This window comes from Demequina silvatica (assembly GCF_000971215.1).
Taxonomy (GTDB): Bacteria; Actinomycetota; Actinomycetes; order Actinomycetales; family Demequinaceae; genus Demequina; species Demequina silvatica.
The window spans coordinates 197,198-223,075 of sequence record NZ_BBMA01000002.1; the positions used below are offsets into that span (position 1 = coordinate 197,198).

Sequence of the window (25,878 nt, forward strand, 5' to 3'; positions counted from 1 at the left end):
GCTTCCTTTCCGGTTACCAGACGAACGCGACGACCTCGCCGCCGACGCCCTTCTTCTCGGCCTCACGGTCGGTCAGCAGACCGGAGGAGGTGGACAGGATGGCCACGCCGAGGCCGCCGAGAACCTTGGGCAGGTTCGTGGACTTCGCGTAGACGCGGAGACCGGGCTTCGACACACGGCGCACACCGGCGAGCGAGCGCTCGCGGTTGGGGCCGTACTTCAGCGTGAGGGTGAGGGTCTTTCCCACCTCGGCGTCCGCGACGGCGGAGCCGGAGATGTAGCCCTCGGCCTCCAGGATCTTGGCGATGTTCGCCTTGAGCTTGGAGTGCGGCATCGACACGGTCTCGTGGTACGCCGCGTTCGCGTTGCGCAGACGCGTCAGCATGTCTGCGATCGGGTCAGTCATCGTCATGAGTGTTGAACTCTTCCTCGCCGTGGTTTCCCTAGGGGACCTGTGGCGTAGTGGTTTACCAGCTGCTCTTGGTGATGCCGGGCAGCTCACCGCGGTGAGCCATCTCGCGGAAGCACACGCGGCAGAGGCCGAACTTGCGGTACACCGAGTGCGGACGGCCGCACTTCTGGCACCGGGTGTAGGCGCGGACGGCGAACTTCTGCTTGCCGGCGGCCTTGTTCTTCAGCGCGGTCTTGGCCATGTCCTACTTCTCCTTGAACGGGAAGCCCAGCTGCTTGAGCAGCGAGCGGCCCTCGTCGTCGGTGGTGGCGGACGTCACGATGGTGATGTCCATGCCGCGCACGCGGTCGATCTTGTCCTGGTTGATCTCGTGGAACATCGACTGCTCGGTGAGACCGAAGGTGTAGTTGCCGTTGCCGTCGAACTGCTTGGGGCTGAGGCCGCGGAAGTCGCGGATGCGGGGCAGCGCGATCGAGATCAGGCGGTCGAGGAACTCCCACATGCGGTCGCCGCGCAGCGTGACGTGCGCGCCGATCGGCTGACCCTCGCGCAGCTTGAACTGCGCGATGGACTTGCGGGCCTTGGTGACCTGCGGCTTCTGGCCGGTGATCGCGGTGAGGTCCGCGATCGCGCCCTCGATCAGCTTCGAGTCCTTCGCGGCGTCGCCCACACCCATGTTGACGACGACCTTGACGAGGCCGCCGACCTGGTTGATGTTCTCGTGCGCGAACTCCTCGCGCAGCTGCGCGATGATCTCGTTGCGGTACTTGTCCTTGAGGCGCGGAGCGGTGGTCGCGGTGGCCATCAGACGTCCTTACCCGAGCGCTTGGCGACGCGGACGCGCTTGGTGCGCGTGCGGCCGTCCTGCTCGACCTCTTCCGTGCGGTAGCCCACACGGGTGCCCTTCTTGGTCTCCGGGTCCACGAGCATCACGTTCGAGATGTGGATCGCGGCCTCGACGGTCACGAGGCCACCCTCGGCGTTGTCGCGGCGGGTACCCGGCTTGATGTGCTTGGTGACGCGCTGGATGCCCTCGACCACGATGCGCTCGCGCACGGGGTCGACCGACAGCACGCGGCCCTGCTGACCGCGGTCACGGCCGGCGATGACGACGACGAGGTCGCCCTTCTTGATCTTCGCCATCAGATGACCTCCGGTGCCAGCGAGATGATCTTCATGAACTTCTTGTCGCGCAGCTCGCGGCCCACGGGGCCGAAGATGCGGGTGCCACGGGGGTCACCATCGAGGTTCTTGAGGATCACCGCAGCGTTCTCATCGAAACGGATGTACGAACCGTCGGGACGGCGGCGCTCCTTGGTGGTGCGCACGACGACCGCCTTGACAACATCGCCCTTCTTGACGTTGCCGCCGGGGATCGCGTCCTTGACGGTGGCGACGATGATGTCGCCGATGCCGGCGTAGCGACGGTGCGAGCCACCGAGCACGCGGATGCAGAGGACTTCCTTCGCACCCGTGTTGTCGGCGACGCGGAGTCGCGACTCCTGCTGAATCATGTCTTTGTCTCCTGTCGTCTGGTTCTCGCCGAGTCCTCAGCGAGCCTGGTCGAACCTAGTTACTTGGCCTTCTCGACGATCTCGACCAGGCGCCACCGCTTGGAAGCGGACAGCGGGCGGGTCTCCATCACGACGACGAGGTCGCCGATGCCGGCGGTGTTGAGCTCGTCGTGGGCCTTGATCTTGCTGGTGCGGCGCATGACCTTGCCGTAGAGCGGGTGCTTGACGCGGTCCTCGATCTCCACGGTGATGGTCTTGTCCATCTTGTCCGACGTGACGTACCCGCGGCGCGTCTTGCGGTAGGCGCGGTGCTCCTCGGTCGCCGTCGTGTGCTTCTTGGTCGACATGTCTGTTCCTTATGCCTTCGCGGAGGGCGCGGTGCGGATACCGAGCTCGCGCTCACGCAGGATCGTGTAGATGCGCGCGATGTCGCGCTTGACGGCCTTGAGGCGACCGTGGTTCTCGAGCTGACCGGTGGCCGACTGGAAGCGCAGGTTGAACAGCTCCTCCTTGGCCTTCTTCAGCTCCTCGACGAGGCGCTCGTTCTCCATGCCGTCCAGCTCGGAGGGCATGAGGTCCTTGGTACCGATGGCCATTAGATGTCACCACCCTCACGGGTCACAAAACGGGTCTTCATGGGGAGCTTGTGCTGCGCGCGGCGCATGGCCTCGCGGGCCAGCTCCTCCGGCACGCCGGCGAGCTCGAACATCACGCGACCCGGCTTGATGTTGGCGACCCACCACTCGGGCGAGCCCTTACCGGAGCCCATGCGGACCTCGGCGGGCTTCTTGGTCAGGGGGCGGTCCGGGTAGATGTTGATCCAGACCTTTCCGCCACGCTTGATGTGGCGGGTCATCGCGATACGGGCCGCCTCGATCTGGCGGTTGGTGACGTAGGCGGGCTCGAGGGCCTGGATGCCGAAGTCGCCGAAGGCGATGCTGGTGCCACCGGTCGCGGCGCCCGAACGCTTCGGGTGGTGCTGCTTGCGGTGCTTCACTCGACGGGGGATAAGCATGCTCAGCTCTCCTTACCGGCCTCGGCGGCAGCCGGGGCAGCGGGGGCCTCGGCCGCGGGGGCCTCGGCCTGACGGGGGGCGGAGTCACGACGCGGACCGCGGTCACCGCGGTCGCCGCGGCCGCCACGGCCGCGCTGGGGACGAGGAGCCTTCGCCTGCTCGGCGGCCCACTCCTTCTCCGTCATGTCGCCCTTGTAGATCCACACCTTCACGCCGATCTGGCCGAAGGTGGTGCGGGCCTCGAAGAAGCCGTAGTCGATGTTCGCGCGGAGGGTGTGCAGCGGCACGCGGCCCTCACGGTAGAACTCCGAGCGCGACATCTCGGCGCCGCCGAGACGGCCGGAGCACTGCACACGGATGCCCTTCGCACCGGCGCGGAGCGCGGACTGCATGCCCTTGCGCATCGCACGGCGGAAGGACACGCGCGAGGCGAGCTGCTCCGCGATGCCCTGCGCGACGAGCTGCGCGTCGACCTCGGCGTTCTTGACCTCGAGGATGTTGAGCTGGACCTGCTTGCCGGTCAGCTTCTCGAGGTTGGCGCGAAGCTTGTCGGCCTCGGCGCCGCGGCGACCGATGACGATGCCCGGACGCGCGGTGTGCAGGTCGACGCGAACGCGCTCACGGGTGCGCTCGATCTCGACCTTCGACACGCCGGCGCGCTCGAGGCCCTCCGACATCATCTTGCGGATCTTGACGTCCTCGTTCACGTAGTCGCGGTAGCGCTCGCCCGTCTTGGTCGAGTCGGCGAACCAGCGCGAACGGTGGTCGGTCGTGATGCCCAGGCGGTAGCCGTGGGGGTTGACCTTCTGTCCCATTACTTGGCCCCTTACTTGGCAGCGACCGGGGTCGCGACGGTGACGGTGATGTGGCAGGAGCGCTTGAGGATCTGGTTCGCACGACCCTGAGCGCGCGGCTGAATGCGCTTCATGGTCGGACCCTCGTCCACAAAGATCTCCTTGATGACGAGCTCACGCTCGTCGAAGCGCTCGCCGGCCTTGTCGGCCTTGACACGCGCGTTGGCGATCGCCGAGTCGATGAGCTTGCGCACATCGGTCGCGACGGCCTGCGGCTGGAACTTGAGCGAGGCCGAGGCCTCCACGGCGTTCTGACCACGGACCAGGTTCACGACGCGGCGAGCCTTCTGGGCGGTCACGCGGATGTACCGCGTCTGCGCCTTGGCTTCCATGTTCTTTACTCCCTTTACTTCGCTCGGGCGCCTTAGCGGCGGCCCTTGCGGTCGTCCTTGACGTGGCCCTTGAACGTGCGCGTGGGGGCGAACTCGCCCAGCTTGTGGCCGACCATCGACTCGGTGACGAACACCGGGACGTGCTTGCGGCCGTCGTGCACGGCAAAGGTGTGACCCAGGAAGTCCGGCGTGATGACCGAACGACGCGACCAGGTCTTGATGACGTTCTTGGTACCCGCGTCGTTCTGGGCGTCCACCTTCTTCTGAAGGTGGTCGTCGACGAAGGGGCCCTTCTTGAGGCTACGAGGCATGTCCAGGCTCCCTTATCGCTTGTTCTTGCCGGTCTTGCGGCGACGCACGATGAGCTTGTCGCTTTCCTTGTTGGCCTTGCGGGTGCGGCCCTCGGGCTTGCCCCACGGCGAGACGGGGTGACGACCACCGGACGTCTTGCCCTCACCACCACCGTGCGGGTGGTCGACCGGGTTCATGACGACACCGCGGACGGTCGGGCGCTTGCCCTTCCAGCGCATGCGGCCGGCCTTGCCCCAGTTGATGTTCGACTGCTCGGCGTTGCCCACCTCGCCGATGGTCGCGCGGCAGCGCGCGTCGACGTTGCGGATCTCGCCGGACGGCATGCGCAGCTGCGCGTACGGGCCGTCCTTCGCCACGAGCTGGACCGAGGCACCGGCCGAGCGCGCGATCTTGGCGCCGCCACCGGGCTTGAGCTCGATGGCGTGGATGACCGTACCGACCGGGATGTTGCGCAGCGGCAGGTTGTTGCCGGGCTTGATGTCGGCACCGGCACCGGCCTCGACGCGGTCGCCCTGGCCGAGCTTCTCGGGGGCGATGATGTAGCGCTTCTCGCCGTCCGCGTAGTGCAGGAGCGCGATGCGCGCCGTGCGGTTGGGGTCGTACTCGATGTGCGCGACGGTCGCGGGCACGCCGTCCTTGTCGTGACGACGGAAGTCGATCACGCGGTAGGCGCGCTTGTGACCGCCACCCTGGTGACGGGTGGTGATGCGACCGGTGTTGTTACGGCCGCCCTTCTTGTGCAGCGGGCGGACGAGCGACTTCTCGGGCTCCGAACGGGTGACCTCGACGAAGTCGGCGACGGACGAGCCACGGCGGCCCGGCGTCGTCGGCTTGTACTTGCGAATAGCCATGAGTGCTTACCTGTCCTTCTAGCCGGCCTGGCCGCTGAAGATGTCGATGCCCGCGTCGCCAGCGATGGTGACGATCGCGCGCTTGACGTCCTTGCGCTTGCCCAGGCCGAAGCGGGTGCGGCGCGCCTTGCCCTTGCGGTTGATGGTGTTCACGGACGCGACCTTGACACCGAAGATCTGCTCGATGGCGATCTTGATCTCGGTCTTGTTCGAGCGCGGGTCCACCTCGAAGGTGTACTTGCCCTCGTCCATGAGGCCGTACGTCTTCTCGGAGACGATCGGGCGGACGATGATGTCGCGCGGGTCCTTGTTCAGCGTGGTCACGTTACTTCTCCTCCGCCTCGGACTCCGTCGCGACGGCCTTCACGGACTTGCCCGTGGCGGGGCCGGCGACGAACGCGTCGAAGGCACCCTTGGTGAAGACCGTGTCGTCGTTCACGAGAACGTCGTAGGTGTTGAGCTGGTCGACCGCGATGAGGTGCACGCTCGCCGCGTTGCGCAGCGAGAGGATCGTGAGCTCGTCCGAGCGCTCGATGACCACGAGGGCCGAGCGGCCCGCGGTGATCGCGGCGAGCGCCTCGATGGCGGCCTTGGTCGACGGAGCGTCACCCGAGACGATCGAGTCGACCACGTGCACGCGGTTCGCGCGGGCCCGGTCGGACAGGGCGCCACGGAGAGCGGCGGCCTTCATCTTCTTGGGGGTGCGCTGCGAGTAGTCCCGCGGCTGCGGGCCGTGGACGGTGCCACCGCCGGCGAACTGCGGGGCGCGGGTCGAGCCCTGACGGGCGCGGCCGGTGCCCTTCTGCTTGTAGGGCTTCTTGCCACCACCGCGGACGTCGCCGCGGGTCTTGGTGGCGTGCGTGCCCTGACGCGCGGCAGCGAGCTGCGCCACGACGACCTGGTGGATGAGGGGGACGTTCGTGTCGACGTCGAAGATGTCGGCGGGGAGCTCGACGGTCTTAGCGGTAGCCATGGCTATCACGCGCCCTTCACGGCGGAACGGATGAGAACGACGCCGCCCTTGTTGCCGGGAACCGCGCCCTTGACGAGCACGAGACCCTTCTCGACGTCCACCGAGTGGACGCGCAGGTTCTGGACGGTCTTGCGGGCGTTGCCCATGCGGCCGGCCATCTTGAGGCCGCGGAAGACGCGCGAAGGCGTCGACGCGCCACCGATGGAGCCCGGCTTGCGGTGGTTGCGGTGCGCACCGTGCGAGGCGCCCACGCCGGAGAAGCCGTGACGCTTCATGACACCGGCGGTGCCCTTGCCCTTGGTGGTACCGGTCACGTCGACGAGCTGGCCGGCCTCGAACACCTCGGCGGTGATCTCCTGGCCGAGCGCGTACTCGGACGCGTTGTCGGTACGGACCTCGGCGACGTGGCGGCGCGGCGTGACGCCGGCGGCCTCGAAGTGGCCCTTGAGCGGGTTGGTGACGCGGCGCGGGTCAACGGCGCCGAAGGCGAGCTGAACGGCGGCGTAGCCGTCGCGCTCGGCGTCCCGCACCTGGGTGATGACGTTGGTGTCGACCTGGATCACCGTGACGGGCACAACGCGGCCCTCGGCGTCCCACACCTGCGTCATGCCCAGCTTCGTACCGAGCAGCGCGGTGACCGCGCGCTGGGCATTGGAAGTCGTAGTCATGTCGGTGGTAGTCCTTCTGTAGAAGCTCTTAGAGCTTGATCTCGATGTTGACGTCCGCGGGCAGGTCGAGACGCATGAGCGAGTCGACGGCCTTGGGCGTCGGGTCCACGATGTCGATGAGGCGCTTGTGCGTGCGCATCTCGAAGTGCTCGCGGGAGTCCTTGTACTTGTGGGGCGAACGGATCACACAGAACACGTTCTTCTCGGTCGGCAGCGGCACGGGGCCCACGACCGAGGCACCTGCGCGCGTGACCGTCTCGACGATCTTCCGGGCCGACGAGTCGATGACCTCGTGGTCATAGCTCTTCAGCCGAATGCGGATCTTCTGTCCCGCCATGGCGTGGTTCTGCCTTATCTCTCGATACAACTATGGTCATCACCCCGACCCCCGCGCTCGGGCGTGTCGCCTAAGTGGGACACACGCGCGCCTGTGACATCTCTGCCGGGCCTCGGGTGAAGGTGTGGCTGCCCGCGATAGGCAACCTGAATATTGTGCCAGATTCGCGCGTGGCGCGCAAACGGAACCCGGCGCTCCCCTGCTACGGGACGATGCGGTGGTCACCGCATCGTCCCGGGGCAAGGACGAGGGCCCCCGGCCGAAGCCGAGGGCCCTCGCTCTCAGTAAGCCGTGGACCTACTTGATGATCTTGGTGACGGTGCCCGAACCGACGGTGCGGCCACCCTCGCGGATCGCGAAGCCCTGACCCTCCTCGAGGGCGATCGGCTGGATGAGCTCGACCGACATCTCGGTGGTGTCACCCGGCATGACCATCTCGGTGCCCTCGGGCAGCGAGATGACGCCGGTCACATCCGTGGTGCGGATGTAGAACTGCGGACGGTAGTTCGTGTAGAAGGGGTTGTGGCGGCCACCCTCGTCCTTGTTGAGGATGTAGACCTTGCCCTCGAACTGGGTGTGCGGCGTGGTGGTGCCGGGGGCGACCACGACCTGGCCGCGCTCGACGTCCTCACGCTTGGTGCCGCGGAGCAGCAGACCGCAGTTCTCGCCGGCCCACGCCTCGTCCATCTGCTTGTGGAACATCTCGATGCCGGTGACGGTGGTCTTCTGCGGCGAGCGGATGCCGAGGATCTCGACCTCCGAGTTGATCTTGAGCTTGCCGCGCTCCACCTTGCCGGTGACGACGGTGCCACGACCGGTGATCGTGAAGACGTCCTCGATCGGCATGAGGAAGGGCTTGTCCATGTCGCGGACGGGCTCCGGGACGTTCTCGTCCACGGCGTCCATGAGCGCCTGCACGGAGGCGACCCACTCCGGGTCGCCCTCGAGCGCCTTGAGCGCGGAGACGCGGATCACGGGGGCGTTGTCGCCGTCGAAGCCCTGCGAGGAGAGGAGCTCGCGCACCTCGACCTCGACGAGCTCGAGGATCTCCTCGTCGTCGACCATGTCGGACTTGTTGAGGGCCACGAGCAGGTAGGGCACGCCCACCTGGCGGGCGAGCAGCACGTGCTCACGCGTCTGGGCCATCGGGCCGTCGGTCGCCGCGACCACGAGGATCGCGCCGTCCATCTGCGCGGCACCGGTGATCATGTTCTTGATGTAGTCGGCGTGACCCGGCGCGTCGACGTGCGCGTAGTGGCGCTTCTCGGTCTGGTACTCGATGTGCGCGATGTTGATCGTGATACCGCGCTCGCGCTCCTCGGGAGCCTTGTCGATGTCCTCGAAAGGCGTGAAGGGGTTGAGGTCCGGGTACTTGTCGTGCAGGACCTTCGAGATCGCAGCGGTCAGCGTGGTCTTGCCGTGGTCGACGTGACCGATCGTACCGACGTTCACGTGCGGCTTGGACCGCTCGAACTTGGCCTTAGCCATGGTGGCTTCCTCCTGATTGGGTTGTGAGACTCGGGTAGAGGATCCGACTGCCGATGGCCGCTGCCATCGTGGGGCGCATCCCTACTGGTCGTTATTGTTGCTGATTCTCAACCGGTGGGACTACTCGCCCCGGGTCTTTGCGATGATCTCCTCGGCAACGTTGCGAGGAACCTCGGCGTAGCTGTCGAAGGTCATCGAGTACACCGCGCGGCCCTGCGTCTTGGAACGCAGGTCGCCGACGTAGCCGAACATCTCCGACAGCGGGACCAGAGCGTTGATGACCTTGACGCCGGCGGCGTCGGACATCTCACGGATCTGGCCACGGCGGGAGTTGAGGTCGCCGATCACGTCGCCCATGTAGTCCTCGGGCGTACGGACCTCGACGGCCATCACGGGCTCGAGCAGGACCGGGTTGGCCTTGCGCGCGGCCTCCTTGAAGGCCATCGAGCCGGCGATCTTGAACGCCATCTCCGACGAGTCGACGTCGTGGTACGCGCCGTCGACCAGGGTCGCCTTGACGCCGACCATGGAGAAGCCGGCGAGGATGCCCACGTTCATGGCGTCCTGGATACCGGCGTCGACCGACGGGATGTACTCGCGCGGCACGCGACCACCGGTCACGGCGTTGTCGAACTCGTACATGAGCTCCGAGTCGGCGTCGAGCGGCTCGATGGTGATCTGAACCTTCGCGAACTGGCCGGAGCCACCCGTCTGCTTCTTGTGGGTGTAGTCGTACTTCTCGACCTTGCCGCGGATGGTCTCGCGGTACGCGACCTGCGGCTTGCCCACGTTGGCGTCGACCTTGAACTCGCGACGCATGCGGTCGACGATGATGTCGAGGTGCAGCTCGCCCATGCCGGAGATGACGGTCTGACCGGTCTCCTCGTCCAGGCGGACGCGGAAGGTCGGGTCCTCCTCGGCGAGCTTCTGGATCGCGACCGACATCTTCTCCTGGTCGCCCTTGGTCTTGGGCTCGACCGCGACGTGGATGACGGGCTCGGGGAACGTCATCGACTCGAGGACCACCTGGTCGCTCGGGTCGCACAGCGTGTCACCCGTGGTGGTGTCCTTGAGGCCGATCACGGCGTAGATGTGACCGGCGGTCACACCGTCGACCGGGTTCTCCTTGTTGGCGTGCATCTGGAAGATCTTCCCGATGCGCTCCTTCTTGCCCTTGGTCGAGTTGATGATCTGCGCACCCGACTCGAGCTTGCCCGAGTACACGCGGATGTAGGTGAGGCGACCGAAGAACGGGTGCGCGACAACCTTGAACGCGAGGGCCGAGAAGGGCTCGTCGGCGTCGGCGTGACGCTCCACGATCTTCTCCTCGTCGCGGACGTCGTGGCCCTGGATGGCGGGGACGTCGAGCGGGCCCGGGAGGTAGTCCACGACCGCGTCGAGCATCGGCTGCACGCCGCGGTTCTTGAACGCCGAGCCGCAGAGCACCGGGTAGAGCTCCGAGTTGATCGTCATCTTGCGGATGGCGGCCTTGACCTCGTCGACCGTGAGGTCCTCGCCGCCGAGGTACTTCTCGAGCAGCGCCTCGTCGGACTCCGCGACGGTCTCGAGCAGCTCCGCGCGGTACTCCTCGGCCTTGTCGGCCAGGTCCGCGGGGATCTCCTCGATCTCGTACTTGGCGCCCATGGTCACGTCGCCCTTGGCGTCGCCGGGCCACACGAGGGCCTTCATCTGCACCAGGTCGATCACGCCGAGGAAGTCGTTCTCCGCGCCGATGGGCAGCTGGATGACGAGCGGCTTCGCACCGAGGCGCGACTTGATGGTGTCGACGGTGAAGTAGAAGTCCGCACCGAGCTTGTCCATCTTGTTGACGAAGCAGATGCGCGGGACGTCGTACTTGTCGGCCTGACGCCAGACGGTCTCCGACTGGGGCTCGACGCCCTCCTTGCCGTCGAACACGGCGACCGCGCCGTCGAGGACGCGCAGCGAGCGCTCCACCTCGACCGTGAAGTCCACGTGGCCGGGGGTGTCGATGATGTTGATCTGGTTGTTGTTCCAGAAGCAGGTCACCGCGGCAGAGGTGATGGTGATGCCGCGCTCCTGCTCCTGCTCCATCCAGTCGGTCGTCGACGCGCCGTCGTGGGTCTCACCGATCTTGTAGTTGACACCCGTGTAGAACAGGATGCGCTCGGTGGTGGTCGTCTTGCCGGCATCGATGTGAGCCATGATGCCGATGTTGCGGACCTTGTTCAGGTCCGTGAGCACGTCCTGTGCCACGTGGGATCTCCTTGGTGTTCCGTCGAACGGGTCAGCGACTACCAGCGGTAGTGCGCGAACGCCTTGTTCGACTCGGCCATCTTGTGCATGTCCTCGCGGCGCTTGACAGCGGCGCCGAGGCCGTTCGAGGCGTCGAGGATCTCGTTCATGAGGCGCTCGGTCATGGTCTTCTCGCGACGCTGGCGCGAGAAGTCGACCAGCCAGCGCAGGCCGAGCGTGGTCTGACGCACGGGGCGCACGTCGACGGGGACCTGGTAGGTCGCGCCACCGACGCGGCGGCTGCGGACCTCGAGCGCCGGGCGGATGTTGTCGAGCGCGCGCTTGAGCACGACGACGGGGTCCTGGCCCGACTTCTCGCGGACACCCTCGAGGGCGCCGTACACGATGGCCTCAGCCGTCGACTTCTTGCCGTCGAGGAGGACCTTGTTGATGAGCTGCGTGACGACCGGAGCGCCGTAGACGGGGTCGTTGATGATCGGCCGCTTGGGGGCCGGTCCCTTGCGAGGCATTACTTCTTCTCCATCTTCGCGCCGTAGCGGCTACGAGCCTGCTTGCGGTTCTTGACACCCTGGGTGTCGAGCGAGCCACGGATGATCTTGTAGCGGACACCGGGGAGGTCCTTCACACGACCGCCGCGCACGAGCACGATCGAGTGCTCCTGGAGGTTGTGGCCCTCACCGGGGATGTACGCGGTGACCTCGATGCCGGTCGACAGGCGGACACGCGCCACCTTGCGGAGCGCCGAGTTCGGCTTCTTGGGGGTCGTCGTGTAGACGCGCGTGCACACGCCGCGACGCTGGGGGCTCGACTGAAGAGCCGGGGTCTTGGTCTTCGAGGCCTTGGGGTGGCGGCCCTTCCTGACCAGCTGCTGAATCGTAGGCACTACTTCTCCGTGTCTCTGTGGTTCTGCGGGAACGTTCTATTCGTGTCGGCCCGACCCCCGCGCCCGGGCGTGTCGTTCCATCGGGTGTCGCACCGTGGGCGCGACTCGGGGGCCCGGCGACGCGGGCACAAGCATCTAAGATACCTGCGCTCCGCGCCGCCGTCAAAAGCGGACGGCGTCCGCCGGCCCCGTCGTAAGGTCAGTCTCGGATGTCGAACTCCTCGAGCGGCACGGCCTCGCCGGTGCCCTCTCCGAAGAACTGGCCGTCCCACTCCTCGTAACCGAAGGTCGGGAACAGGTTGGCCTTCGCCTCCTCGGTCGGCTCGACCGTCGCCGTGCGGTACTGGGCGAGGCCCGTACCGGCGGGGATGAGCTTTCCGATGATGACGTTCTCCTTGAGGCCCAGCAGCGAGTCGGACTTGCCCGACATCGCGGCCTCGGTGAGCACGCGGGTGGTCTCCTGGAAGGAGGCCGCCGACAGCCACGACTCCGTCGCGAGCGACGCCTTCGTGATGCCCATGAGCTCGGGACGCGCAGAGGCGGGCTTGCCGCCGGCGGTCACGGTCTCGCGGTTCGCGGTCTCGAAGCGGCTGCGCTCGACGAGCTCGCCCGGAAGCAGGTTCGTCTCGCCCGAGTCCAGCACGGTCACGCGACGCAGCATCTGCCGCACGATGACCTCGATGTGCTTGTCGTGGATCTCCACACCCTGCGAGCGGTACACGTTCTGGACCTCGTCCACCAGGTGCTTCTGGGTGGCGCGGGGACCGAGGATGCGGAGCACGTTCTTGGGGTCGACCGCACCGGCGACGAGCTGCTGGCCCACCTCGACGTGCTCGCCGTCCTGGACCAGGAGGCGCGCACGCTTGGTGACCGGGTACTCGACCGGCTCGTCCCCGTTGTCGGGGGTGACCACGAGGCGACGGGTCGCCTCGGAGTCGTCGACCTTGAGCTTGCCGGTGACCTCGGAGATCGGTGCCTCACCCTTGGGGGTGCGGGCCTCGAAGAGCTCCTGGACACGCGGCAGACCCTGCGTGATGTCGTCCGCGGACGCCACACCACCGGTGTGGAACGTACGCATGGTGAGCTGGGTGCCGGGCTCGCCGATCGACTGCGCCGCGATGATGCCGACGGCCTCGCCGATGTCGACGAGCTCGCGGGTCGCGAGCGAACGGCCGTAGCACTTCGCGCAGGTGCCGACCACCGACTCGCAGGTGAGGACCGAGCGGACCTTCACCGAGTCGACGCCGGCCTCGATCAGCGCGTCGATGATGACGTCGCCGACGTCCGCCCCGGCCTTCGCCACGACGGTGCCGTCCGCGTCCTCGACGTCGGTCGCCAGCGTGCGGGCGAACACCGAGGTCTCGACGCGGTCGTGCTTCACACGATCGCCGGCGGCGGTGAGCTCGGCGATGGGCATCGCCAGGCCGCGCTCGGTGCCGCAGTCCTCCTCGCGGACGATGACGTCCTGCGAGACGTCGACCAGGCGACGCGTGAGGTAGCCGGAGTCCGCGGTACGCAGCGCGGTGTCCGCGAGGCCCTTGCGGGCACCGTGGGTCGCGATGAAGTACTCGAGAACGGACAGACCCTCGCGGTAGTTCGACTTGATCGGGCGCGGGATGATCTCACCCTTCGGGTTCGCCACGAGGCCGCGCATACCGGCGATCTGGCGGACCTGCATCCAGTTACCACGAGCACCCGAGCCGACCATGGTGTGGACGGTGTTGTGCTTGGGGAAGGACTCGCGCATGGCCTTGTCGACCTCGTTGGTCGCCTGGGTCCAGATCTCGATGAGCTCCTGACGGCGCTCGTCGTCGGTGATGAGACCGGTGTCGAACTGGTCCTGCACCTTCGCGGCCTGCGCCTCGTAACGCTCGAGGATCTCCTGCTTGTTCGCCGGGGTGGCGACGTCGCCGATGGCGATCGTCACGCCCGAGCGCGTGGCCCAGTGGAAGCCCGCCGCCTTGAGGGCGTCGAGCGAGGCCGCGACCTCGACCTTCGGGTAGCGCTCCGCGAGGGTGTTGACGATGTCGCCCAGCACCTTCTTGTCGACGTTGCGGTTGACGTACGGGTACGACACCGGCAGCAGGTCGTTGAACAGCGAGCGGCCGAGCGTGGTGGTGAGCATGAACGGCTCGCCCTCGACGTGGCCCTCCGGCAGCTCGAAGTCGACCGGCGGGACGGTGTCGCCGTCCACGCGCAGGCGGATCTCCGAGTTGAGGTGGATGGTGCCCGCGTCGAGCGCCATGACGGCCTCGGACTGCGTGCCGAAGACCAGGCCCTCGCCCTTCTCGCCCTCCTTGAGGAGCGACAGGTGGTAGAGGCCGATGATCATGTCCTGCGAGGGCATGGTCACCGGGCGGCCGTCGGACGGCTTGAGGATGTTGTTGCTCGAGAGCATCAGCACGCGGGCCTCGGCCTGCGCCTCCGCCGACAGGGGCAGGTGCACGGCCATCTGGTCACCGTCGAAGTCGGCGTTGAACGCGCCGCAGACGAGCGGGTGCAGGTGGATGGCCTTGCCCTCGACCAGCTGGGGCTCGAAGGCCTGGATGCCGAGGCGGTGCAGCGTGGGCGCGCGGTTGAGCAGCACCGGGTGCTCGCGGATGACCTCTTCGAGGACGTCCCACACCTCGGAGCGCGACCGCTCGACCATGCGCTTCGCGGACTTGATGTTCTGCGCGTGGTTGAGCTCGACCAGACGCTTCATGACGAACGGCTTGAACAGCTCGAGCGCCATCTGCTTGGGCAGGCCGCACTGGTGCAGCTTGAGGGTCGGGCCGACCACGATGACCGAACGGCCCGAGTAGTCGACGCGCTTGCCGAGCAGGTTCTGACGGAAGCGACCCTGCTTGCCCTTGAGCATGTCCGAGATGGACTTGAGGGGGCGGTTGCCGGGGCCCGTGACGGGGCGGCCGCGACGGCCGTTGTCGAACAGCGAGTCCACGGCCTCCTGCAGCATGCGCTTCTCGTTGTTCACGATGATCTCGGGCGCACCGAGGTCGAGCAGGCGCTTGAGGCGGTTGTTGCGGTTGATCACGCGGCGGTACAGGTCGTTCAGGTCGGACGTCGCGAAGCGGCCACCGTCCAGCTGCACCATTGGACGCAGGTCCGGCGGGATGACCGGCACGCAGTCGAGCACCATGCCCTCGGGCGAGTTGGTGGTCGTGAGGAACGCGTTGACCACCTTGAGGCGCTTGAGCGCGCGGGTCTTGCGCTGGCCCTTGCCGGTCGCGATGATCTCGCGCAGCTTCTCCGCCTCGGCCTCGAGGTCGAAGGTCTGGAGGCGCTTCTGGATCGCCTCCGCACCCATCGAGCCCTTGAAGTACGAGCCGTAGCGGCGCGACATCTCGCGGTAGAGCATCTCGTCGCCCTCGAGGTCCTGGACCTTGAGGCCTGCGAAGCGGTCGAAGATCGCGTCGAGGCGCTCGATCTCGGCGTCGGCGCGCTTGCGCACGTTCGCCATCTCGCGCTCCGCGCCGTCCTTGACCTTGCGCTTGACGTCGGACTTCGCGCCCTCCGCCTCGAGCTCGGCGAGGTCCTTCTCGAGCTTCTCGGCACGCGCGTTGATCTGCACGTCGCGGTCGTTCGCGAGGACCTTCTTCTCCTTCTCCAGCTCGTTGCGGAGCTGCGGGAGGTCCTCGTGACGGCCCTCGTCGTCCACCTCGGTGACCATGTACGCCGCGAAGTAGATGACCTTCTCCAGGTCCTTCGGGGCGAGGTCGAGCAGGTAGCCGAGGCGCGACGGGACGCCCTTGAAGTACCAGATGTGGGTGACGGGGGCGGCGAGCTCGATGTGGCCCATCCGCTCACGGCGGACCTTCGAGCGGGTCACCTCGACACCGCAGCGCTCGCAGACGATGCCGCGGTAGCGGACGCGCTTGTACTTGCCGCAGCCGCACTCCCAGTCGCGGGTGGGGCCGAAGATCTTCTCGCAGAACAGGCCGTCCTTCTCCGGCTTGAGCGTGCGGTAGTTGATCGTCTCGGGCTTCTTCACTTCACCGTGCGACCAGTTGCGGATCTCATCCGCGGTCGCGAGGCCGATGCGAAGGTCGCCGAACTCGTTGACGTCGAGCAAGGTTCTACTTCCTTACTGCCGGCTGGTGTGCCGGCACCGAAAACTTCTTCTGTACGGAGTGAGCTCGAAGCTCGTCAGATCTCGTCGACGCTCGAGGCATCGGGACGGCTGGACAGGGAGATGCCGAGCGACTCTGCCGCCTGGTAGGCGTCGTCGTCGGTCTCGCGCATCTCGATGACGTGGCCCTCGTGGTTGAGGACCTCGACGTTGAGGCAGAGCGACTGCATCTCCTTCATGAGGACGCGGAACGACTCGGGCAGACCCGGCTCCGGGATGTTCTGACCCTTGACGATCGCCTCGTAGACCTTCACACGACCGGTGACGTCGTCCGACTTGATGGTCAGGAGCTCCTGAAGCGCGTAGGCGGCGCCGTACGCCTCGAGGGCCCACACCTCCATCTCGCCGAACCGCTGGCCGCCGAACTGGGCCTTACCGCCCAGGGGCTGCTGCGTGATCATCGAGTACGGACCGGTCGAGCGCGCGTGGATTTTGTCGTCGACCAGGTGGTGGAGCTTGAGGATGTACTTGTAGCCCACCGCGATCGGCTCCGGGAACGGCTCTCCGGTGCGGCCGTCGAACAGGCGGGCCTTGCCCTCCTGGTTGACCAGGCGCACGCCGTCACGGTTGGGGTTGACCACCGTGCGGAGGCCGCCGAGGACGTCCTCGCGCAGGCCGTCGAACACCGGCGTCGCGACCGGGGTACCCGGCTCCGACGTGACGGCGCCCTCGGGCAGGTTCTTGGTCCACTCGCCCTTGGCGTCCGTGGCGTCCCAGCCGTGCTTCGCGATCCAGCCCGTGTGGGTCTCGAGGACCTGGCCGACGTTCATACGGCCGGGCACACCGAGCGGGTTGAGGATGACGTCGACCGGCGTGCCGTCCTCGAGGAACGGCATGTCCTCGACCGGCAGGATCGTCGAGATGACGCCCTTGTTGCCGTGGCGGCCGGCGAGCTTGTCGCCCTCCTGGATCTTGCGGCGCTGCGCGATGTAGACGCGGACCAGCTGGTTCACGCCGGCGGGGAGGTCGTCGCCGTCCTCCTCGGTGAACACGCGCACGCCGATGACGGTGCCGGACTCGCCGTGGGGCACCTTGAGGGACGTGTCGCGGACCTCGCGGGCCTTCTCGCCGAAGATCGCGCGCAGCAGGCGCTCCTCCGGGGTCAGCTCGGTCTCACCCTTGGGGGTGACCTTGCCGACCAGGATGTCGCCCGCACGCACCTCGGCGCCGATGCGGATGATGCCGCGCTCGTCGAGGTCAGCCAGCGCCTCCTCGGAGGCGTTGGGGATGTCGCGGGTGATCTCCTCGGGTCCGAGCTTGGTGTCGCGCGCGTCGACCTCGTGCTCCTCGATGTGGATCGAGGAGAGCGTGTCGTCCTGCACGAGGCGCTGCGACAGGATGATCGCGTCCTCGTAGTTGTGACCCTCCCAGCACATGAACGCCACGAGCAGGTTCTTGCCGAGCGCGAGGTCGCCCTCGTCCGTCGCGGGACCGTCGGCGATGACCGAGCCGGGGACCACACGGGCACCCTCGTCGACCACGACGCGCTGGTTGTAGGACGTGCCCTGGTTCGAGCGCTGGAACTTCGCGATGCGGTACGAGCCGGTGGTGCCGTCGTCGTTCGCGACGGTGACGAGGTCCGAGCTCACCTCGGTGACCACGCCCTCCTTGGTCGCGATGACCACGTCGCCGGCGTCGATCGCCGCGCGGCGCTCCATGCCGGTGCCGACCAGCGGCGCCTCGGAGCGGACCAGCGGCACCGCCTGGCGCTGCATGTTCGCGCCCATGAGAGCGCGGTTCGCGTCGTCGTGCTCGAGGAACGGGATGAGGGCGGTACCCACCGACACCATCTGGCGCGGCGAGACGTCCATGTAGTCCACGGCCTCACGGGCGACGAACTCGACCTCGCCGCCGCGGCCACGCACGAGCACGCGCTCGTCGGTGAAGCGGCCGTTGGCGTCGAGCCCGGCGTTCGCCTGCGCGATGACGAAGTGGTCCTCGTCGTCCGCGGTCAGGTAGTCGACCTGCTCCGACACGACACCCTTGACGACCTTGCGGTACGGGGTCTCGACGAAGCCGAGGGGGTTGATGCGGCCGAAGGACGCGAGCGAGCCGATGAGGCCGATGTTCGGGCCCTCAGGCGTCTCGATCGGGCACATGCGGCCGTAGTGCGACGCGTGGACGTCACGGACCTCCATGCCGGCGCGGTCACGCGAGAGGCCGCCGGGGCCGAGCGCCGAGAGGCGGCGCTTGTGCGTGAGGCCCGCGAGCGGGTTGTTCTGGTCCATGAACTGCGACAGCTGCGACGTGCCGAAGAACTCGCGGATGGCGGCGACGACCGGGCGCGTGTTGATGAGCGTCTGCGGCGTGATCGCCTCGACGTCCTGCGTGGTCATGCGCTCGCGCACCACGCGCTCCATGCGCGACAGGCCGGTGCGGATCTGGTTCTGGATCAGCTCGCCCACCGCGCGGATGCGGCGGTTGCCGAAGTGGTCGATGTCGTCGGTCTCGACGCGCACGTCGCCCTCGGCGCCGTCCAGCGTCGCGACGCCCGCGTGGGCGGCGGCGATGTACTTGATGGTCGCGACGATGTCGTCGAGGCCCAGCACCGAGTCGCCGAGCTCCTTCGCGAGGCCCAGCTTCTTGTTGAGCTTGAAGCGGCCCACCTTGGCGAGGTCGTAGCGCTTGGAGTTGAAGTAGAAGTTGTCGAGCAGGTTCTGGCCCGCCTCGACGGTCGGCGGCTCGCCCGGACGCAGCTTGCGGTACAGGTCGACGAGCGCCTCCTCGTGGCCGTGGACGGTGTCCTTGGCGAGGGTCTCGAGGACGGCCGGGAACTGCGCGAACTCCTCGGCGATCTGGTCCTCGGTCATGCCGAGGGCCTTGAGGAAGAGCGTGACGGGCTGCTTGCGCTTTCGGTCGACGCGGACGCCCACGGCGTCACGCTTGTCGATCTCGAACTCGAGCCAGGCGCCGCGCGAGGGGATCACCTTCGCGGTGAAGATGTCCTTGTCGGACGTCTTGTCGGGCGTGCGCTCGAAGTACACGCCGGGCGAACGGACCAGCTGCGACACGACGACGCGCTCGGTGCCGTTCACGATGAACGTGCCCTGGCTGCTCATCAGCGGGAAGTCGCCCATGAAGACGGTCTGCGACTTGATCTCGCCGGTGGTGTTGTTCATGAACTCGGCGGTCACGAACAGCTGAGCGGAGTAGGTGAAGTCCTTCTCCTTGCACTCCTCCGGCGTGTAGCGGGGCTCCTCGAAGTACGGGTCCGAGAAGGACAGGGACATGGTCTGTCCGAAGTCCTCGATCGGAGAGATCTCCTCGAAGATCTCCTGGAGGCCTGCCACCTCCGGGACGTCGTTCCGGCCGTGCTCCTTGGCGGCGGCCACACGGGCCTGCCACGCGGTGTTGCCCAGAAGCCAGTCGAAGCTCTCGGTCTGGAGACCGATCAGGTTCGGGACCTCGATGGGGTCCTGGATCTGTGCGAAGGAGATACGGCGCGATGCGGAACGGTTGGAGATGGCGGAATCGGTGCGCGAGGCAGCCAAGGGTGGTTCCTTCCCTTTATGATCGTGCGTGACCACGATGCCTAGCCGCGGCTCCACCGGATCCTGGGGCGAAACCCGCTACAAGCGGACGCACGCCAGGTAGGCATTTGAGGGCAGGGCGATAGACAGCGCAAGTCGTCAGACTACAGCGCCGCGCAAGGTTTGTCCACTCCCGCGCCGCCGCAGCGCCAGCCGACACGCCGAGGGTTCCCGAATTGCGACCCGGGACGATGCACGGGCGGGCCCGGGCGCGCACGGAACCACCGCATCGTCCCCCGAGAACGGCAGAACGGGGCCGGGTCCTCGCGGACCCGACCCCGTTCAGAAGGTTCGGCTGAAGCCGGACGAGCTACTTGAGCTCGACGGTCGCGCCGGCGGCCTCGAGCTGAGCCTTGGCCTTCTCGGCGTCGTCCTTCTTCGCGCCCTCGAGGACGGCCTTGGGGGCCTCGTCCACGAGCGCCTTCGCCTCGCCCAGGCCGAGACCGGTGAGCGCGCGGACCTCCTTGATGACCTGGATCTTCTTGTCGCCGACGGCGGCGAGGAAGACGTCGAACTCGTCCTTCTCCTCGACCTCGGCAGCAGCCTCGCCGCCGGCGGCGGGGGCGGCGGCAACGGCGACCGGAGCGGCGGCGGTGACCTCGAAGGTCTCCTCGAACGCCTTCACGAACTCCGAGAGCTCGATGAGCGAGAGCTCCTTGAACTGCTCGATGAGCTCCTCGGTGGTGAGCTTAGCCATGATGACTTCCTTCTCTCTTGCCTGCGTGAAGCAGATGTGTGTAGTGGGGTGCGGCCCTTAGGCCGCGTCTTCCTGCTTCGCACGCAGGGCGTCGACGGCGCGCGCTGCCTGAGCGAGCGGCGCCTGGAACAGGTATGCAGCACCAAAGAGCGACGCCTTCATGGCGCCGGCAGCCTTGGCGAGCAGAACCTCGCGGGACTCGAGGTCCGCCAGCTTCTTGACCTCATCAGCAGAGATCACCTTGCCCTCGAGAACGCCGCCCTTGATGACGAGCTTGTCGTTCTCCTTGGCAAAAGCCTTGAGACCCTTCGCAGCCTCGACCGGGTCACCGGTCACGAATGCGATGGCCGTGGGGCCGGTCAGAAGGTCGTCGAGACCCTCGATGCCGGCGTCCTTGGCCGCGAGCGCCGTCAGAGTGTTCTTCGCGACCTTGTAGGTCGCGGCGCCACGGATCTCACCGCGCAGCTTCGCGAGCTGCGGGACGGAGAGGCCGCGGTACTCGGTGATCAGCACCGCCGCGGAGCTGCGGAAGTCGTCCGCGAGCTCTGCAACAGCGTTCACCTTGTCTGGCGTCGCCATGTTTGTCCTTCCTTCGGATGACCGCCCGTCCCATCCCCCACATGAGAAAGGCCCCGCGCAGGCGGGGCCGGGGGCCTGGCCCGCGAACAGAAAGGGCGGCCCGTGGGCCGCCCAGACGTTCGCGCACTCGGCGCTTCAGCTTCACCTGCGCTGGACCCCGCATGAGCGGGACTTCGGCCGAACCCGGGGAACCCGGGCCCGACGACCGGCGGTCTTGGGCTCGTCCATGGTACGGGACCAGCGCATCGTCCGCAAATCGAAGGTGGGGGACGATGCGGCGGTCGCCCCGCGCGCCCGGGTGACCCGCGCATCGTGCCCGGGGAAGCGAGAAGGCCCGGCTCCCCCGAAAGGGGAGCCGGGCCAGGAGCGGCGCGCGGGACGCGGTGGCGTCGCGTGGGCCGCTCGTGCTCCGCGTCCGTGCCGGGGTCGCCGGTCGGGGCGCGAGAGTCTGGGGTTGCCCGCTGCTTACGCCTCGGACTTCGCGAGGGCGTCGATCGGGATGCCGGGACCCTGCGTCGCCGAGATCGAGGCCTTGACGATGTAGCGGCCCTTCGAGGCGGACGGCTTGGCGCGGAGCACCTCGTCGATCACGGCCTGGAAGTTCTCGAGGAGCTTCGCGTCGCCGAAGGACGCCTTGCCCAGCACGGTGTGCAGGTTGGCGTGCTTGTCGACGCGGAACTCGATCTTGCCGCCCTTGATGTCGGACACGGCCTTGGCCACGTCCATCGTCACGGTGCCGGTCTTCGGGTTCGGCATGAGGCCACGGGGGCCGAGCACGCGGCCCAGGCGGCCGACCTTGCCCATGAGGTCGGGCGTCGCCACGACGGCGTCGAAGTCCTGGCGGCCGGCGGCCACCTCCTCGATGAGCTCGTCGCCACCGACGATGTCGGCGCCCGCCTCGCGGGCAGCCTCTGCCTTGTCACCGTTGGCGAAGACCAGGACCCTGGCGGTCTTGCCGGTGCCGTTCGGCAGGATGACGGTGGAACGGACCATCTGGTCCGCGTGACGGGGGTCGACGCCGAGCTTGAACACGACGTCGATGGTCGAGTCGGTGTTCTTCGAGGACGTCTTCTGAGCGAGGCGGAGGGCCTCGATCGGCGTGTACAGCTGGCCACGGTCGACGAGCTGGGCTGCGTCGCGGTAAGCCTTGGAGCGCTTGGTCATCTGCGTTGTTCCTTTGCAGTTCGTGGTGCGGGCCAGCGCGGCCCTGCCACTGAGGTGGGAGGTCCTTAGGAGACCGTGATGCCCATGGAGCGGGCGGTGCCGGCGATGATCTTCGCGGCGGCGTCGATGTCGTTGGCGTTGAGGTCGGCCATCTTGGCCTCGGCGATCTCACGCACCTGAGCGTCGGTCAGGTTCGCGACCTTGACGGTGTGCGGGGTCGACGAGCCCTTGGCGACGCCGGCCGCCTTCTTGATGAGCTCGGCGGCCGGAGGCGTCTTGAGCACGAACGTGAACGAGCGGTCCTCGTACACCGTGATCTCGACGGGCACGACGTTGCCACGCTGCGACTCGGTCGCGGCGTTGTACGCCTTGCAGAACTCCATGATGTTGACGCCGTGCTGACCGAGCGCCGGACCGACCGGCGGGGCAGGGTTGGCGGCGCCGGCCTGGATCTGAAGCTTGATCAGCCCAGTGACCTTCTTCTTCTTCGCGGGTGCCATGTTGAGGGTCCTTATCTTGTTGCCTGTGCGGCTTGGCGGCCGCTGGTTCGCTGTCGCGAGCTAGATCTTGGTGACCTGGGTGAACGACAGCTCGACCGGGGTCTCCCGGCCGAAGATGGAGACGAGCACGTGGAGCTTCTGGCTCTCAGCCGAGATCTCCGAGATCGTGCCCGGGAGGGTCGCGAACGGGCCGTCGATGACGGTGACCGACTCGCCGACCTCGAACTCGACCTCGACGGGGGTCTGCGTGGTGGCGGACTCCTCGGCTGCGGCCGCCTCGGCCACCTCCTTGGGCGCCAGCATCGAGTAGACCTCGTCGATGGTGAGCGGGACGGGGTTGTGGGCGTGGCCGACGAAGCCGGTCACACCCGGGGTGTTGCGCACGGCGCCCCAGGACTCGTCCGTGAGGTACATGCGCACCAGGACGTATCCGGGCATCCGGACGCGGGTGACGAGCTTGCGCTGGCCGCCCTTGATCTCGGCGACCTCTTCCATGGTCACCTCGACCTGGAAGATGTAGTCCTCCATGTGGAGGCTCTCGATGCGGTGCTCGATCGCGGCCTTCACGCGCTTCTCGTGACCCGAATAGCTGTGCACCACGTACCAGTCGCCCTCGAGGGTGCGGAGGCGGGACTTGAACTCGGCGACCGGGTCGGCGATCGGGGCGTCGATGTCGGCCTCGACCTCGGCGTCGGTCTCGGTCGAGTCCTCGACCGGGGCGTCCGCGATCTGCTCGTCCGCGGGGGTCGCCTCGGCGACCTCGGGCTCCAGGCCGTCGATCTCGGTCGTCACAGTCTCGTCAGTCTTCTCGTCGCTCATCACTCACTCCCCTTGAGGCGGCCTCAGCCGCCGAACACCTTCGCCGAGACCCAGCCGAACACGAAGTCCAGCCCGAACACCAGGATCATCATCACGGCCACGAAGCCGAGAACGATCCAGATGTAGCGGATCAGCTCCTGGCGCGTGGGGGTGACCACACGTCGCAGCTCGGAGATGACCTGGCGCACGAACAGCGCGATGCGTCCGAAGATGTTCAGACCCTCGCGCGACTCGTGCCGCGGGTCCTTCTCTCCAGAATCCGTCACGGCAGATTCGCTCACCGAAAAGTCCTTCTCTCTGGATTGCGCTCGCGGGAGATCCCCGCGTACGCAGGGCAGGAGGGACTCGAACCCACAACCGCCGGTTTTGGAGACCGGTGCGCTACCAATTGCGCCACTGCCCTTCGGGATCCCTGACGGGGCCCCGCGACGTCCGCCTTCACCATGCTGCGACCCGCCCGAAGGCGCGAACCAGCCTGACGAAAGTCAATCGCCGACGTCACATGTTACGCGGTTCCGGGAGAGAAGTCGAACCCGGGTTGCTGGGAGGCCTCGTCGCCGCCCGCCATGTGCGCCGGACCAGAGTAGCGGACGGCACAGGGTGCGAGCGCCGCGTGCGTCGGGTGGGTGCATCGCGTGGACTCCCCATGACACTTGGGACTCGTGTGTTCACGCGTGAAGGATGTGACCGTCTCACGAGTCGATCCGTGTCCCATCCGTCACAAGTGTCATGGGGAGTCGCCGCCGCGGCGCTCACCACCACCCTCACCACTCCCTCACCACCCCGCGCGCCTGGACGTGCCAGGGACTACCGTGAGATCGAGTGCGATTCGCGCGCGACACAAGGGGGCACCGTCATGGACTTCTTCGACAACTTCCTCGACATCCTCTGGTGGTCCCTGTGGGTCACGATCTGGGTGATGTTCATCTTCCTGATGATCAGGTTCGTCATTGACGCGTGGCGCGACAACGAGATCGGCACCGGCGCGAAAGTCGGCTGGACGCTGCTGCTGATCCTGCTGCCCGCGCTCGGCGCGCTCATCTACCTCCTCGCGCGCGGCAAGGGCATGACGGAGCGCGACATGGCGGCGGCGCGCGACTACCGCGCGGCGGAGGTCGAGTTCACCCGCAGCCTCGCGTACGACGACGCGGACATCGACGCGCTCAAGCGGCAGCCCGCCACCGAGATCTCCCGCGCCAAGGCGCTGCTCGACTCCGGCGCCATCACCCCGGAGGAGTTCGCGCAGCTCAAGGCGCGCGCGCTCGCCTGACACCCGTCGACACGCCCGCCGAACCACCCGCACCGCACTCGCGCCCGCGCGTCCCACATCGCGGACACCGCCTCGAGGGCTCAGGTGGAACAATGGCGCGCATGAAGCCCGCACGCCGCGTCTCTGCCCGCCTCGGCGCCATCGCGCCGTCCGCCACCCTCGCCGTCGACTCCAAGGCGAAGGCGCTCAAGGCCGCCGGCCGTCCCGTCATCGGGTTCGGCGCGGGCGAGCCCGACTTCCCCACGCCCGAGTTCATCGTCGAGGCCGCCGTCGCGGCCGCGCGCGACCCCAAGAACCACCGCTACACCCCGGCGGCGGGCCTTCCCGAGCTCAAGCAGGCGATCGCGGCGAAGACGCTGCGCGACTCCGGCTACGAGATCGACCCCGCGAACGTGATCGTGACCAACGGCGGCAAGCAGGCCGTGTTCCAGGCCTTCGCCGCGATCGTCGACCCGGGCGACGAGGTCCTCCTGCCCGCCCCGTACTGGACCACCTACCCCGAGGCGATCGCCCTCGCCGGCGGCAGCGCCGTCGAGGTGTTCGCCGGCGCCGACCAGGAGTACCTGGTCACCGTCGAGCAGCTCGAGGCGGCCCGCACCGACAAGACCAAGGCCCTCCTGTTCTGCAGCCCGTCCAACCCGACCGGCGCCGTCTACTCGCCCGAGCAGACCAAGGCGATCGGCGAGTGGGCCCTCGAGCACGGCATCTGGGTCCTCACCGACGAGATCTACGAGCACCTCACCTACGACGACGCGGCGTTCACCCCGATCGTCAAGGCGGTCCCCGAGCTCGCGGACCAGACCATCGTGCTCAACGGCGTCGCCAAGACCTACGCGATGACCGGATGGCGCGTGGGCTGGATGATCTCCCCCGCCGACGTCACCAAGGCGGCCGCGAACTTCCAGAGCCACCTCACGTCCAACGTCGCCAACGTGTCCCAGCGCGCGGCCATCGCGGCGCTCGAGGGCGGTCTCGAGGAGGTCCACCAGATGCGCGAGGCGTTCGACCGCCGCCGACGCACCATGGTCGACATGCTGCGCCAGATCGACGGCGTCGTGTGCCCCACCCCGACGGGCGCCTTCTACGCCTACCCGAGCGTCGAGGGCCTCATCGGCCGCACCGTCGGCGGCGTGGAGATCGCGTCCAGCGCGGACCTCGCGACCGTCATCCTCGAGCAGGCCGAGGTCGCCGTGGTCCCCGGCGAGGCGTTCGGCCCGTCCGGCTTCCTGCGCCTCAGCTACGCGCTCGGCGACGAGGACCTGGTCGAGGGCGTCGGCCGCATCCAGAACCTGCTCGCGGGCTGACCGCCCGCACGC

General features: G+C 67.5%; 30 protein-coding genes and 1 tRNA gene. 2 read left to right on the plus strand and 29 right to left on the minus strand.

All coding sequences use genetic code 11. The features are described from left to right. Positions 1-13: 13 nt before the first annotated feature. The 29 genes from rpsH to AOM05_RS01065 form a co-directional block, all read right to left on the minus strand. Positions 14-412 (minus strand): 30S ribosomal protein S8, encoded by a 399-nt coding sequence (gene rpsH / locus AOM05_RS00925; RefSeq protein WP_062518751.1) that lies wholly within the window; start codon positions 410-412, stop codon positions 14-16. 55 nt (positions 413-467) lie between these two features. Then, a complete protein-coding gene (locus tag AOM05_RS00930) occupies positions 468-653 on the minus strand; it encodes a type Z 30S ribosomal protein S14 (protein WP_042213145.1) in 186 nt (61 codons plus the stop codon). Positions 654-656: 3 nt separating this feature from the next. Continuing rightward, positions 657-1,217, minus strand: coding sequence for a 50S ribosomal protein L5 (rplE, locus tag AOM05_RS00935; RefSeq protein WP_062518752.1), 561 nt, complete (start codon positions 1,215-1,217; stop codon positions 657-659). Then, positions 1,217-1,555: a 50S ribosomal protein L24 gene (gene rplX, locus AOM05_RS00940; protein ID WP_062293951.1), complete on the minus strand. Its 339-nt coding sequence runs from the start codon at positions 1,553-1,555 to the stop codon at positions 1,217-1,219. Before rplX ends, rplE begins: the two co-directional genes overlap by 1 nt. After that, positions 1,555-1,926, minus strand: coding sequence for a 50S ribosomal protein L14 (gene rplN, locus AOM05_RS00945; RefSeq protein WP_062293953.1), 372 nt, complete (start codon positions 1,924-1,926; stop codon positions 1,555-1,557). The genes rplX and rplN overlap by 1 nt, the downstream gene beginning before the upstream one ends. Before the next feature lie 59 nt (positions 1,927-1,985). Continuing rightward, on the minus strand, positions 1,986-2,273 hold the full coding sequence (gene rpsQ / locus AOM05_RS00950; protein ID WP_062293957.1) for a 30S ribosomal protein S17: 288 nt from the start codon (positions 2,271-2,273) through the stop codon (positions 1,986-1,988). Positions 2,274-2,282: 9 nt separating this feature from the next. Beyond that, positions 2,283-2,522: a 50S ribosomal protein L29 gene (gene rpmC, locus AOM05_RS00955; RefSeq protein ID WP_062293959.1), complete on the minus strand. Its 240-nt coding sequence runs from the start codon at positions 2,520-2,522 to the stop codon at positions 2,283-2,285. Further along, entirely contained in the window at positions 2,522-2,941 is a 420-nt protein-coding gene (gene rplP / locus AOM05_RS00960) for a 50S ribosomal protein L16 (RefSeq protein ID WP_062518753.1), read from the minus strand. The genes rpmC and rplP overlap by 1 nt, the downstream gene beginning before the upstream one ends. 2 nt (positions 2,942-2,943) lie before the next feature. Then, positions 2,944-3,756 (minus strand): 30S ribosomal protein S3, encoded by an 813-nt coding sequence (gene rpsC, locus AOM05_RS00965; protein WP_062518754.1) that lies wholly within the window; start codon positions 3,754-3,756, stop codon positions 2,944-2,946. Positions 3,757-3,767: 11 nt separating this feature from the next. Further along, a complete protein-coding gene (gene rplV, locus AOM05_RS00970; protein WP_062293967.1) occupies positions 3,768-4,127 on the minus strand; it encodes a 50S ribosomal protein L22 in 360 nt (119 codons plus the stop codon). Positions 4,128-4,159: 32 nt separating this feature from the next. Continuing rightward, positions 4,160-4,438, minus strand: a complete 279-nt coding sequence (rpsS, locus tag AOM05_RS00975) for a 30S ribosomal protein S19 (RefSeq protein ID WP_062293970.1) — start codon at positions 4,436-4,438, stop codon at positions 4,160-4,162. A gap of 12 nt (positions 4,439-4,450) precedes the next feature. Next, the gene (rplB, locus tag AOM05_RS00980; RefSeq protein ID WP_062518755.1) at positions 4,451-5,290 is read right to left on the minus strand and encodes a 50S ribosomal protein L2; all 840 of its coding nucleotides are present in this window, start codon (positions 5,288-5,290) and stop codon (positions 4,451-4,453) included. A gap of 18 nt (positions 5,291-5,308) precedes the next feature. Continuing rightward, positions 5,309-5,614, minus strand: coding sequence for a 50S ribosomal protein L23 (rplW, locus tag AOM05_RS00985; RefSeq protein WP_062293976.1), 306 nt, complete (start codon positions 5,612-5,614; stop codon positions 5,309-5,311). Position 5,615: 1 nt separating this feature from the next. Next, complete coding sequence (gene rplD, locus AOM05_RS00990; RefSeq protein ID WP_062518756.1) at positions 5,616-6,263, minus strand: 50S ribosomal protein L4; 648 nt, start codon at positions 6,261-6,263, stop codon at positions 5,616-5,618. Between the two features lie 5 nt (positions 6,264-6,268). After that, the gene (rplC, locus tag AOM05_RS00995) at positions 6,269-6,931 is read right to left on the minus strand and encodes a 50S ribosomal protein L3 (protein WP_062518757.1); all 663 of its coding nucleotides are present in this window, start codon (positions 6,929-6,931) and stop codon (positions 6,269-6,271) included. Positions 6,932-6,959: 28 nt separating this feature from the next. After that, a complete protein-coding gene (gene rpsJ, locus AOM05_RS01000) occupies positions 6,960-7,268 on the minus strand; it encodes a 30S ribosomal protein S10 (protein WP_042213186.1) in 309 nt (102 codons plus the stop codon). Positions 7,269-7,565: 297 nt separating this feature from the next. Further along, positions 7,566-8,756 (minus strand): elongation factor Tu, encoded by a 1,191-nt coding sequence (tuf, locus tag AOM05_RS01005; RefSeq protein WP_062518758.1) that lies wholly within the window; start codon positions 8,754-8,756, stop codon positions 7,566-7,568. A 120-nt stretch (positions 8,757-8,876) separates the two neighbouring features. Then, positions 8,877-10,991: an elongation factor G gene (gene fusA, locus AOM05_RS01010; protein WP_062518759.1), complete on the minus strand. Its 2,115-nt coding sequence runs from the start codon at positions 10,989-10,991 to the stop codon at positions 8,877-8,879. A gap of 38 nt (positions 10,992-11,029) precedes the next feature. Next, complete coding sequence (rpsG, locus tag AOM05_RS01015) at positions 11,030-11,500, minus strand: 30S ribosomal protein S7 (RefSeq protein WP_042213191.1); 471 nt, start codon at positions 11,498-11,500, stop codon at positions 11,030-11,032. After that, positions 11,500-11,874, minus strand: coding sequence for a 30S ribosomal protein S12 (gene rpsL / locus AOM05_RS01020; protein ID WP_062293987.1), 375 nt, complete (start codon positions 11,872-11,874; stop codon positions 11,500-11,502). The genes rpsG and rpsL overlap by 1 nt, the downstream gene beginning before the upstream one ends. A 199-nt stretch (positions 11,875-12,073) precedes the next feature. Beyond that, positions 12,074-15,946, minus strand: coding sequence for a DNA-directed RNA polymerase subunit beta' (locus tag AOM05_RS01025; RefSeq protein WP_062518760.1), 3,873 nt, complete (start codon positions 15,944-15,946; stop codon positions 12,074-12,076). A 74-nt stretch (positions 15,947-16,020) separates the two neighbouring features. Further along, the gene (rpoB, locus tag AOM05_RS01030; RefSeq protein ID WP_062518761.1) at positions 16,021-19,494 is read right to left on the minus strand and encodes a DNA-directed RNA polymerase subunit beta; all 3,474 of its coding nucleotides are present in this window, start codon (positions 19,492-19,494) and stop codon (positions 16,021-16,023) included. A gap of 349 nt (positions 19,495-19,843) precedes the next feature. Next, positions 19,844-20,230, minus strand: coding sequence for a 50S ribosomal protein L7/L12 (rplL, locus tag AOM05_RS01035; RefSeq protein ID WP_062293997.1), 387 nt, complete (start codon positions 20,228-20,230; stop codon positions 19,844-19,846). 57 nt (positions 20,231-20,287) lie between these two features. Then, complete coding sequence (gene rplJ, locus AOM05_RS01040; protein WP_062294000.1) at positions 20,288-20,809, minus strand: 50S ribosomal protein L10; 522 nt, start codon at positions 20,807-20,809, stop codon at positions 20,288-20,290. A 465-nt stretch (positions 20,810-21,274) separates the two neighbouring features. After that, positions 21,275-21,973 carry a 50S ribosomal protein L1 gene (gene rplA, locus AOM05_RS01045; RefSeq protein ID WP_062518762.1) on the minus strand — a complete coding sequence of 233 codons (699 nt, stop codon included), beginning with the start codon at positions 21,971-21,973 and terminating at the stop codon, positions 21,275-21,277. Between the two features lie 65 nt (positions 21,974-22,038). Next, positions 22,039-22,473 (minus strand): 50S ribosomal protein L11, encoded by a 435-nt coding sequence (gene rplK / locus AOM05_RS01050; protein ID WP_062294006.1) that lies wholly within the window; start codon positions 22,471-22,473, stop codon positions 22,039-22,041. Positions 22,474-22,533: 60 nt separating this feature from the next. Beyond that, positions 22,534-23,292 carry a transcription termination/antitermination protein NusG gene (nusG, locus tag AOM05_RS01055; RefSeq protein ID WP_062518763.1) on the minus strand — a complete coding sequence of 253 codons (759 nt, stop codon included), beginning with the start codon at positions 23,290-23,292 and terminating at the stop codon, positions 22,534-22,536. 23 nt (positions 23,293-23,315) lie between these two features. Beyond that, on the minus strand, positions 23,316-23,573 hold the full coding sequence (gene secE / locus AOM05_RS01060) for a preprotein translocase subunit SecE (protein ID WP_082097161.1): 258 nt from the start codon (positions 23,571-23,573) through the stop codon (positions 23,316-23,318). Positions 23,574-23,622: 49 nt separating this feature from the next. Beyond that, a tRNA-Trp gene (locus tag AOM05_RS01065) sits at positions 23,623-23,695 on the minus strand. A 453-nt stretch (positions 23,696-24,148) separates the two neighbouring features. Between AOM05_RS01065 and AOM05_RS14360 the strand changes: the two genes are divergently transcribed. Both AOM05_RS14360 and AOM05_RS01075 read left to right on the plus strand, forming a co-directional pair. Beyond that, on the plus strand, positions 24,149-24,562 hold the full coding sequence (locus AOM05_RS14360) for an SHOCT domain-containing protein (protein WP_062518765.1): 414 nt from the start codon (positions 24,149-24,151) through the stop codon (positions 24,560-24,562). Positions 24,563-24,663: 101 nt separating this feature from the next. Next, positions 24,664-25,866 (plus strand): pyridoxal phosphate-dependent aminotransferase, encoded by a 1,203-nt coding sequence (locus AOM05_RS01075; protein WP_062518766.1) that lies wholly within the window; start codon positions 24,664-24,666, stop codon positions 25,864-25,866. The last annotated feature ends 12 nt before the right edge of the window (positions 25,867-25,878 follow it).